At 68.8% G+C, this 8,477-nt stretch carries 7 protein-coding genes and 1 pseudogene; all 8 read right to left on the reverse strand.

Translation table 11 applies throughout. The features are described from left to right. Positions 1 to 82: 82 nt before the first annotated feature. Complete coding sequence (locus tag ACWDR3_RS46255) at positions 83 to 799, reverse strand: ABC transporter ATP-binding protein (RefSeq protein ID WP_124004359.1); 717 nt, start codon at positions 797 to 799, stop codon at positions 83 to 85. Next, a complete protein-coding gene (locus ACWDR3_RS46260; RefSeq protein ID WP_450358713.1) occupies positions 796 to 1,659 on the reverse strand; it encodes an ABC transporter ATP-binding protein in 864 nt (287 codons plus the stop codon). Before ACWDR3_RS46260 ends, ACWDR3_RS46255 begins: the two co-directional genes overlap by 4 nt. Before the next feature lie 5 nt (positions 1,660 to 1,664). Further along, positions 1,665 to 3,455, reverse strand: a complete 1,791-nt coding sequence (locus ACWDR3_RS46265) for a branched-chain amino acid ABC transporter permease (RefSeq protein ID WP_450358714.1) — start codon at positions 3,453 to 3,455, stop codon at positions 1,665 to 1,667. Between the two features lie 5 nt (positions 3,456 to 3,460). After that, entirely contained in the window at positions 3,461 to 4,390 is a 930-nt protein-coding gene (locus ACWDR3_RS46270) for a branched-chain amino acid ABC transporter permease (protein ID WP_450358715.1), read from the reverse strand. A gap of 148 nt (positions 4,391 to 4,538) precedes the next feature. Then, complete coding sequence (locus ACWDR3_RS46275) at positions 4,539 to 5,756, reverse strand: branched-chain amino acid ABC transporter substrate-binding protein (protein ID WP_450358718.1); 1,218 nt, start codon at positions 5,754 to 5,756, stop codon at positions 4,539 to 4,541. A 226-nt stretch (positions 5,757 to 5,982) separates the two neighbouring features. After that, a complete protein-coding gene (locus tag ACWDR3_RS46280) occupies positions 5,983 to 6,705 on the reverse strand; it encodes a hypothetical protein (RefSeq protein ID WP_450358716.1) in 723 nt (240 codons plus the stop codon). 72 nt (positions 6,706 to 6,777) lie between these two features. Next, positions 6,778 to 7,266: a PaaI family thioesterase gene (locus ACWDR3_RS46285; protein ID WP_450358717.1), complete on the reverse strand. Its 489-nt coding sequence runs from the start codon at positions 7,264 to 7,266 to the stop codon at positions 6,778 to 6,780. 56 nt (positions 7,267 to 7,322) lie between these two features. Continuing rightward, positions 7,323 to 8,381, reverse strand: a pseudogene (locus ACWDR3_RS46290) (molybdopterin dinucleotide binding domain-containing protein); the annotation flags it as partial. Positions 8,382 to 8,477 lie beyond the last annotated feature (96 nt).

Here is an 8,477-nt window from a genome sequence, read left to right on the forward strand (position 1 = left end):
TTTGACCTACCTAAAAAAATCACAGCCCGGGGGCCCGCACCCCCTGACAGGGTGCGGGCCCGCGTCGTCGTACGAGGTGGGTCTAGTCCTCGCCGAGGTACGCCTTGCGTACCGACTCGTCGTGCAGCAGGTCCTGGCCGGTGCCGGACAGGACGATGTTGCCGACCTCCATGACGTGACCCTGGTCGGCCAGCGACAGGGCGGCCTGGGCGTTCTGCTCGACCAGCAGGATCGTCGTGCCCTGGGACTTCAGCTCGACGATCGTCGCCATGATCTTCTGCATCATGATCGGCGACAGACCCATGGAGGGCTCGTCCAGCATCAGCAGCTTCGGCTGGGACATGAGCGCGCGGCCCATCGCCAGCATCTGCTGCTCACCGCCCGAGAGGGTGCCCGCGGCCTGCTTGCGCCGCTCCCCGAGGATCGAGAAGAGGTCGTAGGCACGCTGGATGTCCTTCTCGATGCCCTCCTTGTCCTTGCGGAGGAAGGCGCCGAGCCGGAGGTTGTCCTCGATGGTCAGGCGCGGAAAGATGTGCCGGCCCTCGGGGGAGTGGGCCAGGCCCAGCGCGACGATCTTGTGCGCGGCGACACCGTTGAGCGGCTGCCCCTCGAACGTGATCTTGCCGCCGCTGGGCTTCAGCAGCCCCGAGAGGGTGCGCAGGGTCGTCGTCTTGCCGGCGCCGTTCGTGCCGATCAGGGTGACGACCTGGCCGGCCTCGACCTTGAAGGAGATGCCCTTCACGGCCTCGATCTTGCCGTAGGCGACACGGAGGTCCTCGACCTCTAGCAGCGTGGTCACTGGAGGTCTCCCTTGGTGGTGCCGGGGGTGCTGTCCGCGACGGCGCCGGCCTCCGCGGCGGCGCTCTCCGGGGCCTCGGCCGCACCCGGGTCGCCCTCGAAGGGCTCGCCCAGGTAGGCCGCGATGACCCGCTCGTCGGCCTGGACGACCTCGGAGGTGCCCTCGACCAGCTTCTCGCCCTGGACGAGGACGGCGACGCGGTCGCAGAGGTTGAAGATGAAGCGCATGTCGTGCTCGATGACGAGCACGGCGACGCCCTTGTCGCGGATGGCGAAGACGAGCTCCTCCGTCGCCCGCGTCTCCTGCGGGTTCATGCCGGCCGTCGGCTCGTCCAGGAGCAGCAGACCGGGCTCGGACGCCAGCGCCCGGGCGATCTCCAGCTTGCGCTGCTCGCCGTAGGGCAGGTTGCGGGCGAGGTGGTCGCGCTTGTGGGCGAGACCGATGAACTCCAGGAGTTCCATGGCCCGTTCCTCGCTGGCGCGCTCGGCCCGCTTGAAGCCGGGACCGCGCAGCAGCGCCGACCAGAGGCCTTCCTTCGTCCGGGTGTGCCGGCCGACCAGGACGTTCTCCAGGACGGTCATGTTGGCGAACAGCCGGATGTTCTGGAAGGTACGGGCGATGCCCGCCTTCGTCACCAGGTGCGGCTTCGGCGGCAGGACGGTCCCCTTGTAGGAGACCGTGCCCTCCGTCGGGATGTACAGGCCGGTCAGGCAGTTGAAGAACGTTGTCTTGCCGGCGCCGTTCGGGCCGATCAGACCCACGATCTCACCGGAGTTGACGGTGAAGTCGACCGAACGCACGGCGGTCAGGCCGCCGAAGCGCATGGTGACGTCGCGGGCTTCGAGTACAGGTGTCGTCATGGCTCCTACGCCCCTGCCTTCGTGACGGCCGGCTCGTCGCTGAGCGTTTCGGTGTCTGGTACGTCGAGTTGGCCGGTCTCGTGGAACTCGAGCTGTCGGCGGCGGTTGGCGATGATGCCCTCGGGGCGGAAGCGCATCAGGAGGATGAGCGCGATGCCGAAGGCGAGCAGCGACTTGTCCTGGAGGAACACGAGCTTCTCCGGGAGGAGGTAGAGCAGCGCCGCGCCGAGCAGCGGACCCGCGACCGTGCCCATGCCGCCGAGGACGACGGCGGCAAGGAGGAAGGCCGAGTTGGGCGGGGTGGAACCGGCGAACTGGTACGGGTTCGGCACCACGCTGTACGTCACGTGCGCGCTGACCGTACCGGCGAGGCCGGCCAGCGAGGCGCCGAGCGCGAAGGCGATCAGCTTGACCCGGAAGCCGTTGATGCCCATGGCGGTGGCGGCGGTCTCGTCCTCGCGGATGGCGATCCAGGAGCGGCCGATACGGGAGTCGGCGGCCCGCGTGTAGATCAGGACCACGAGGGCCATGATCAGGACCATCAGCAGGTAGTAGTTGGCGAAGCGGCCGAGGGTGATGCCGGCGACGTCGTGCGGGTTGCCGAAGTTGAAGCCGAAGAACGACAGGTCCGGGATGGACGGGATGCCGTTGGGGCCGTTGGTGATGTCCGGACCCGACTGGCCGTCCATGTTGTTGACGGCGATACGGAAGATCTCTCCGAAGCCCAGGGTGACGATGGCGAGATAGTCGCCGCGCAGCCGCAGGGTCGGCGCGCCGATGAGCACGCCGAAGATCAGCGAGGCGGCGGCGCCGGAGAGGGCGGCGGCCCAGAAGGGGAACTGGACGCCGGAGAACTTGGAGAACTCGGAACCGGAGACCAGGGCCGCGGTGTAGGCGCCGACGCCGAGGAAGGCGACGTATCCGAGGTCCAGGAGGCCGGCGAGGCCGACGACGATGTTCAGGCCCAGGGCGACCGTCCCGAAGATCAGGATGTTCACGCCGATGTTGGCGTAGTGGTCGTCGGTCTGGGTGAACGGGAAGGCGATGGCCGCGAGGAAGCCCATGGCCAGGGCGAAGCTGCGGTTCGCGGCGATGATGTGGGAGAACCGGTCCAGCAGACCGGCGGTGTGCATCGCCCAGAGGGCGAAGACGACCACGATCAGGTAGCCGACGAAGAGCTCGCCGTACTCGGTGTCGATGCCGTAGGTGAAGACGGCCAGCCCGATGATGCTGACGACCGTGATCACGACCCGCTGGATCCAGGGGGAGACGGGCGCGGCGGCCGGGATGCGGTCGGGCTTGGCGACGTACGCCTTGAGGGTCTCCTTGGTGGTCTCGCCGACCTGCTCCGGGAGGGCGAGGGCACCGAGCACGGGCAGCAGGGAGGCGACGGCGGCCACCCAGCCGCCGGGCTCCAGGTTCGCGAGGCCGTTGAGCTTGGTGGCGATCGCGATGACCGTGTACCAGGTGGTGCCGAACGCGCCGAGGGCCAGGAGCACCAGGGGCGCGTTGTTGCGGGCCGGCATCAGCCAGCCGAGGCCGCGGATGCCGTAGGAGGCGAGCGCGAAGACGGCGGTGAGGACACCGGCGATGAAGGTGAGCCACTGCAGGCCGCCCGGGTAGCCCGTGACCGTGAGGTCGCCGGGGAACTCGGAGGTCCAGGTCCACGACATGAACGCGGAGGCCGCCGTGGCGATGCCGCCGACGAGCAGGAGCGCGCGGGCGGCGGACAGCGGCAGCGGGATCAGGCCGCGCGTGGCGGTGTCCGCGGACGGGGTCTTGGTCGTCTCGGTCACGCTGATCACGCCCTGTCCGCGACGCGCTCACCGAGCAGCCCCTGAGGCCTGAACAGGAGCACGAGGATGAGAAGAACGAAGGCCCAGACGTTGGCCCAGCTCTGACCGCCGAGCTTGTCCATGCCGGGGATGCCGTCGATGTAGGCGGAGGCGAGGGTCTCGGCGACGCCGAGGACGATACCGCCGAGCATGGCGCCGTAGATGTTGCCGATGCCACCGAGGACGGCCGCGGTGAAGGCCTTCAGGCCCATCAGGAAGCCCATGCGGTAGTCGATGCTGCCGTACTTGAGGCCGTAGGCGACCGCGGCGACGGCGGCGAAGAGACCGCCGATGGCGAAGGCGATGACGATGATGCGGTTGGTGTCGATGCCCATCAGCTGCGCGGTGTCCGGGTCCTGCGCGGTGGCCTGCATCGCGCGGCCGGTCCGGCTCTTGCGCACGAACCAGGCGAGGCCCGACATGCAGACGATGGCGGCGACGACCAGGAAGATGTCGGCGTCCTTGATGGTGACGGAGCCGATGTCGTGCGTGGCGTCCAGGCCGGGGAAGGCGCGGGCGCGGTCGGCACCGGGGTAGAAGTTGCGGACCAGTTCCTGGAGGGCCAGGGAGAGACCGATGGCGGTGATGAGCGGTGCCAGGCGTGGTGCTCCGCGCAGTGGTCGGTAGGCGAACCGTTCCGCTCCGACCGCGATGAGGACGGCGACGATCGCACCGCCTATCAGCATCAGGGGGACGGCGACGGCCAGGTTGGTGCCGTCGGGAAGGATGTAGAGGTAGACCGTGAGGGCGCCGAAGGCCCCGGTCATGAAGATCTCGCCGTGCGCGAAGTTGATGAGCTGGACGATGCCGTACACCATCGTGTAGCCGATGGCGATCAGCCCGTACATCGAGCCTAGAAGCAGCCCGTTGGCCAGCTGCTGCGGCAGGGTGTTCACCGCATGGCCTCCATGTCGCTGGGTCGTGTGCACAGATTCGGTGGTGTTGTGCACGGGGCGTGTACAAGGTCTGGGTGTGGAAACGGGCCGCGCGGTCGGGATCCTCCTTCCGCGCGGCCCGTTGGTGCGACGTGCTGGGGCTGACAGATCAGCCTGCGGTGCCCGTCTTGACAGCCTTCCACGCACCGTTCGTGACCTGGTAGACCGTGAGCTGCTTGTTGCCGGTGTCACCGTACTGGTCGAAGGAGACCTTGCCGGTGATGCCCTCGAAGTCCGACTTCTGGACCTCGGGGATGAGCTTGGAGCGGATGTCGTTGATGTCGCTGGGCAGCTTGTCGCCGTTCGCGTCCTTGACGGCCTTCAGCGCCTTGATGATCGCCGAGGCGGCGTCGTAGGAGTAACCGCCGTAGGCGCCGTAGTCACCCTTGTAGCCCTTGGCCTTGTAGGTGTCCACGAACTGCTTGGCGGCCGGCAGGGTGTCGACCGGGACGCCGACGGAGGTGGCGAGGTCGCCCTCGGAGGCCTTGCCCGCGGTCTCGATGTAGGTCGAGGCGAACATGCCGTCACCGCCGAACAGCGGGATCTTCACGCCGGCGTCCTTGAGCTGCTTGGTGATCAGCGAGGACTCGTCGTACTGGCCGCCGTAGTAGAGCAGGTCGGCGCCGGAGTTCTTGATCTTGGTGACGAGCGAACCGAAGTCCTTGTCACCGGTGTTGACGTGGTCGGTCTGGACGACCGTGCCGCCGAGGCCCTTGAACTTCTCGCCGAAGATCTTGGCGAGGCCGGCGCCGTAGGTCTGCTTGTCGTCGACGACGAAGGCCTTCTTCTTCTTGAGGCCGTTGTACGCGTAGTCGGCGGCGAAGCTGCCCTGCAGCTCGTCGGTGGTGGCGGTGCGGAAGTACGTCGGGTACGGCCGCTTCTTGTCCGTCTGCCAGTTCTTGCCCTGGGTCAGCTCGGGGTTGGTGTTCGAGGGGGAGATCTCGACCATGTTGGCGGAGGCGAACACCTGCTGCATCGACTGGGCGACGCCGGAGTTCAGCGGGCCGACGGTGCCGATGACCGTCTTGTCGCCGACCAGGGCCGTGGCGTTCTGCTGGCCGCTGGCGGGCTGGGCCTTGTCGTCCAGGGCCTTGACCTTGAACTTGACGCCCGGGACCCAGTTGTTCTTGTTGGCGTCGTCGACGGCGACCTGAACGCCGTACTGGATGCCGAGGCCGGTGGTGGAGTTCTCACCGGACAGCGGGGCGTCCACGCCGATGGTGTAGGTCGTGGTGCCGCTGTCGCTCTTGTCACCGCTGTCGTCTCGGGAGCCGCAGGCGGTGAGGGTCAGAGCTCCACTCGCAAGAACGGAGGTAAGTATCACCAAGGAACGCTGTCGCACAATCAGTCCTTTCCGCAGGCACCTCCGCCTAGGTGAGGGCGGCAGATGCCTCTGGTACCGAACTCCCGATGGAGCGGTGACTGGCCGTGACTCTAAGCCCGTCTGTAGGCGGCGGCATCGCCGTGGGCTCGCTTGTGACTTTCTTGTTATGCCGTGATGCGGGGCGAGCCCTACGAAAGTGGGCTCTCAGCCGTTTTGGCGGATTTTCCGCTCAGTCCGCATTCTGAGAACCCGCACTTCCGGTTGGCCGCGGGCCTGGTCGCAAGGTTGCCGGTCCGCAGGCCCCGTGGAGGAGCTCGGAAAGGTCCCGGGCGTACCCGCCGTCGAAGATGAAACTGTGGCGTTGTATTGCGCGTGTGTTACGCAGCGTTACGTCAAGAAAAGGCAGCTCCGCGTTCCGGGGCAGTCCCGAACAGTCGGATACGGATATTTCGACGGCGATCCGCCGGGGTGCTCCGGCGTGCACGGTGAAGCTCCGCTCGGGCGCGACATGTGCGGTGAGGCCGGGGAAGGCGGCGCCGTCGACCCGCAGGGTGACCGGGGGTCCGTGGTCGACGGAGACGGCGAACCGGAAGAGGCCGCTGGTGGCACGGGCGTCGGGAGTGGGCGGGGCGACGGGTGTGTCGACGCGTCCCAGGTACTCCCAGACGGTGACGTTGGCGGGGTACGGGAGCGGCTCGGGCGGCTCGGCCCGGTCGGGGGCGCCGGCGGTCGGCAGCAGCACAACTCCGGCCGCGGCCAAGGCGATTGCCCCCGCGGCGAGCACGGCCCTGCGGGTCCCGGGCGGCAGCGCGCCCCAGTGCCCGGCGAGGCTTCCTGCGGGACGACGGTTCGTGAACCGGTCGGTGAGGCGCGGCGCGTCGGAACCGATGACGTCGTGACTCTCGTCCGCCTCGGGCCCGTTGACCGGTTCCACGGGCCCGATACCGCTCATGACCGCAGCCCCATGGACAAACGGTAGGTCAGGGCGCCGGAGCTGGAAAGACGCCCGCCGCCACGGCCGCGATCAGCCGGCGGCGCGCACGTGCTCCCCGTCCCCGGGGCGCACGTCCCGCAGCAGACAGGTCAGCCGCGCGGTGCACACCCGCCGGTCCTCCTCGTCACTGATCACGATCTCGTACGTCGCCGTCGAGCGCCCCCGGTGCACGGGCGTGGCCACGCCGGTCACCAGGCCGGAGCGGGCGCCGCGGTGGTGGGTGCAGTTCAGGTCCACGCCGACCGCGATCTTGGAGCTGCCGCCGTGCAGCATCGACCCGACCGAGCCGAGGGTCTCGGCCAGCACCGCGGAGGCGCCGCCGTGCAGAAGTCCGTACGGCTGGGTGTTGCCCTCCACCGGCATGGTCCCGACCACGCGGTCGACGGAGGCCTCCAGGATCTGCACGCCCATCCGGTTGCCCAGGTGCCCCGCGGAGAACAGAGCCGGCAGGTCGACGCCGAGCTCCGCGTACTCGTCGATGACTTCCTGCGGGAACTTCACGTGCTGCTGCTCGCCCATGGGGCCGGCTCCGTTCTCGTACGCCTGACGGGTGGACCTGTCGGCTGAGCAAACGCTCAGTCGGTGGTCGATTGTTCCAGACGGACGACGACGGACTTGCTGGCCGGGGTGTTGCTGGTGTCCGCGGTGGCATCGAGCGGGACCAGGACGTTGGTCTCCGGGTAGTACGCCGCCGCGCACCCCCGTGCCGTGGGGTAGTGCACGACCCGGAAGCCCGGCGCGCGCCGCTCGACGCCGTCCTTCCACTCGCCGACCAGATCGACGTACGACCCGTCGGCGACGCCGAGCCTGCGGGCGTCCTCGGGGTTCACGAGGACCACCCGGCGGCCGTTCTTGATGCCCCGGTAGCGGTCGTCCAGGCCGTAGATCGTGGTGTTGTACTGGTCGTGCGAGCGCAGGGTCTGCAACAGCAGCCTGCCCTCGGGCAGTTGGGGGAACTCGACGGGCGCGGCGGTGAAGTTGGCCTTGCCGGTGGCGGTCGGGAAGCGGCGCTCGTCGCGCGGGGCGTGCGGGAGGGCGAAGCCGCCGGGGTGGGCCACGCGCGCGTTGAAGTCGGTGAAGCCGGGGATCACGCGGGCGATGCGGTCGCGGACCGTCGCGTAGTCCTTCTCGAACTCCTCCCAGGGAGTGCGGGATTCCGCGCCCAGGACGCGCCGGGCCAGCCGGCACACGATGGCCGGCTCGGACAGCAGATGGGTGCTCGCGGGCTCCAGCCGGCCCCGGGAGGCGTGCACCATGCCCATGGAGTCCTCGACGGTCACGAACTGTTCGCCGCCGCCCTGCAGATCGCGCTCGGTGCGGCCGAGGGTGGGCAGGATCAGCGCCCGCGCGCCCGTGACGGCGTGCGAGCGGTTGAGCTTCGTCGACACGTGCACGGTGAGCCGGGCGCGCCGCATGGCCGCCTCGGTGACGTCCGTGTCGGGGGAGGCGGAGACGAAGTTGCCGCCCATCGCGAAGAAGACCTTCGCCACGCCGTCGCGCAGCGCGCCGATGGCCCGTACGACGTCGTAGCCGTGCTCGCGCGGCGGGGCGAAGCCGAACTCCTTCTCCAAGGCGTCCAGGAAGGCCGGCGCGGGGCGCTCGAAGATGCCCATGGTGCGGTCGCCCTGCACGTTGCGTGCCCGTCGTCACCGCCTCCAGCACCACCGCGGAGAAGCAGGCCGCCACCTTCACGGTCGTCCCCGGCCTGGCGGACGCCAACGCCTTCTCCT

This window comes from Streptomyces sp. NPDC001002 (genome assembly GCF_053599215.1).